Origin of the sequence: Bacillus sp. AFS012607 (genome assembly GCF_002558005.1) — a bacterium.
Lineage (GTDB): Bacteria > Bacillota > Bacilli > Bacillales > Bacillaceae_G > Bacillus_A > Bacillus_A thuringiensis_S.
Window position 1 is genome coordinate 787 of the sequence record NZ_NTVM01000004.1, and the last position, 621, is coordinate 1,407.

A 621-nucleotide genomic window follows, 5' to 3' on the forward strand; every position below is an offset into this window, starting at 1 on the left:
AATGAAGAGTCTCGGAAATATGATTGGAAAAGGAGCGAAAGGTGCAGCAGAAGGAACGGGTGTTGCAGCAGCTAAAACAGCAAGTGCGGCAGCGATGGCAACAGGTGGCGTGGCTGGTCTTATAAGTGGTTTGAAAAAAGGGAGTGAGTCTGAAAATAAAGAGTCCTTGCAAGATCAAATGAAAAAAGCGGATCAGAAAAAAGCAAATGGTAATGATTTAGCAAAAAAAGAAAAAGAAAAAGGGAACTTAAATAAGGAAAAAGATAAAAAGAATGGTGGTACGCCATCTATTCAAGAAGACATGAAAAAAGGAGGGAACGAAAACCCTGGGGTAGCAAATGGGCAAGAATCGGGAACAACAAGTCTTCAAGATGAAATGAAAGAGGCTGGAAAATCAAATGGAGCAAGTGAAGGAAGCCAAACACCAGGAACAGTAAAACAAGGAGTGAGTGAAGGAAGTCAAACACCAGGAACAGTAAGACAAGGGGCAAATGAAGGGGTTCAAACACCAGGAACAGTAAGACAAGGAGTAAATGAAGGAGGTCAAACACCTGGAGGCGTAAGACAAGGAGCAAATGAAGGAAGTCAAACACCAGGAACAGTAAGACAAGGAGCAAATGA

General features: G+C 42.2%; 1 pseudogene. It reads left to right on the plus strand.

Features of this window, described 5'->3' with window-relative positions:
* Positions 1-621 (plus strand): annotated as a pseudogene (locus CN409_RS32235) (pLS20_p028 family conjugation system transmembrane protein); the annotation flags it as partial.